Raw genomic sequence first — 2,393 nt, 5'->3', positions numbered from 1 at the left:
ACGGCGACGGCGGTGACGGCGACGCGGACGAGCCGAGCGCGGACGACGCGGCGTCGTCGGCCAGCGGAACGGTGACGATCATCCACGACACGCACCTCCAAGGCCGGTACGGGAGCCTCGACGAGCCGGCGAACGTCGCCAACTACGTCGGGCTGATAGACCGGCTCGGCGAGGAGTATCCCGACGCGCTGCGGGTGGGCGTGGGCGACGACCTCGCGTCGTCGGTGCTGTCGTCGGTGTTCGACGGCGAACACATCGTCGACGCGCTCAACGCCGCCGACCTGGACTACGACGGCTTCGGCAACCACGACTTCGACATGGGACCGGACACGTTCCGCGCGCAGGTCGCGAACAGCGAGTTCCCGTGGCTCTGTGCCAACTGTCTGGACGGTCGGACCGGCGAGGTCTTCGCCGCCGAGGAGGGGGCGATGCGCTACGCGCTCACCGAGGTCGACGGCGTCACCGTCGGACTCACCGGGATCCTCACCGAGGAGGCACCGAACGTCGCGTCGATGGGCGAGAACGCCGAGGTGACGGACCCGGCGGCGGCGCTTCAGGAGGTCGTCCCACGGATGCGCGAGGAGGGGGCCGACGCGGTCGTCGTCCTCTCGCACGTCGCCAGCCCGGTCGTCGAGTCGGAGGTGGCACCGGCCGTCGACGGCGTCGACGCGTACGTCGGCGACCACGCCGCCCGGACGTACGAGACGCCGAACGTCGTCAACGGGAGTCTCGTCTCCGTCGTCGGCGACGAGTTCGAACACCTCGCCGAACTCCACCTCGAAGTCGAGGCGGGCGAGGTCACCGGGCACGAGTTCACCCGTCACGCCACCGCCGAGGCAGTCGGGCGCGGGCTCGAACCGAACGACGAGGTCGTCGGGCTCGTCGAGGAGTACCGGAGTCGGCTCGACGACGCGGTCGGAGAGGAGATCGGCCGCACGGGGACGACGCTCGACTGCCGGGAGCCGGTCGTTCGCCGCGAAGAGTCGAACATGGGGAACTTCGTCGCCGACGCGATGCGCGACGACACCGGGGCCGACGTCGCGGTTCAGAACGGCGGGAGCATCCGGACCGATACCCGGTACGAGCCGGGACCGATCACGCGGCGCGACGTGGTGAACGTCCTACCCTTCGGCAACGAGGTGACCGTCTTAGAGGTGTCCGGCGGGACGCTGCGGGCCGTCCTCGAAAACGGCGTCAGCGAGGTGGAGCGTCTCTCTGGACGCTTCCCGCAGGTCTCCGGTCTCCGATACGCCTACGACCCCACCAACGATCGGGGCGAGCGGATCGTCGACGCCAGCCTCGGCGGCGAGCCGATAGACCCCGAGGCGACGTACACGATGGCGACGAACAACTTCATCGCCGACGGCGGCGACGGCTACGAGATGCTCACCGACGCGCCGCGAGTCCTGACGCCCGGGAACGGACCGGTGTTGTCGAGCCTGATCGCCCGACAGATCGAGGCGAACTCCCCGATCGCGCCCGAGGTGACGGGCCGGGTCACCGTTCGGAACCCGCCGTGGGAGCCGCTCGTCGAGGCGTCGAGCGCGCTCGTCGGACGACTGTAGCAGGCCGAAACGGGGCGTGCGGTCGAGCGCGACTCAGCAGTCGACTGGGCCGCCGTCGGCGGCGCTCTCGGCGAGCGCGTCGATGATCCGCGTGTTTGCGATCGCCTCGCTCCCGTCGGTCAGCGGAGCGGTCCCGTCGGCGACGCGGTCGGCGAAGTGCTCGATCTGGAGTCGGTACTGGTCGACCGCGGGGAACGTCTCGACGCCGCGTCGGCCGTCGATCTCGTAGGTCAGTTCCACCGCCTCGTCGGTCGGGGCGTCGAAGGCCCGCTCGACCTCGATCCAGCCGTTCGTCGCGTCGATCCGGTACCGCTGGACGAGCTGCGTGTCGAACCCGCAGGCGACCCGCGCCGACCGACCGTCGTCGTACGCCAGCACGCCCGCGAGTTCGGTGTCGACGCCGGCGTCCCGGGTGTCGCCGGTGTGGGCGTACACGTGGTCGGGGGTGCCGAGTACCGTCCGGGCCAGCGAGACGGGGTAGCAGCCGACGTCCATCAGTGAGCCGCCGGCGAGGTCGGGATTGAGCCGGACGTCGTCCGGGCGGTCGTACAGCGGGAACCGGAAGGCCGCGGTCACCGTGCGGACGTCGTCGAGTTCGGTCGCCGCGAGCGCGACGGCGCGCTCGGTGCGGGGGTGATACCGGTACATGAACGCCTCCATCAGGGTGACGCCACGCTCGTCGCAGCGGTCGACGGCCGCCCGCGCCTCGTCGGCGTCGGCGGCCAGCGGCTTCTCACAGAGGACGTCCAGCCCGGCGTCCGCGGCGCGTTTCGTCCACTCGGCGTGGCGTCCGTTCGGGAGCGGGACGTACACCGCATCGAGCGCGTC

At 70.9% G+C, this 2,393-nt stretch carries 2 protein-coding genes; one reads left to right on the top strand and one right to left on the bottom strand.

Going from position 1 to position 2,393, the window contains the following annotated elements; genetic code table 11:
* Positions 1-1,565, top strand: a 1,565-nt coding sequence (locus BN903_RS10865) for a bifunctional UDP-sugar hydrolase/5'-nucleotidase (protein WP_052334951.1), incomplete at its 5' end; no start/stop codon positions are given.
* 33 nt (positions 1,566-1,598) lie between these two features.
* Here the strand turns inward: BN903_RS10865 and BN903_RS10860 are convergent.
* On the bottom strand, positions 1,599-2,393 hold a 795-nt coding region (locus BN903_RS10860), incomplete at its 5' end, for a Gfo/Idh/MocA family protein (RefSeq protein WP_048077742.1).

Source organism: Halorubrum sp. AJ67 (genome assembly GCF_000513435.1).
The sequence above is the reverse complement of the archived record's forward strand: the minus strand, read 5'-3'. Positions and strand labels throughout refer to the sequence as shown.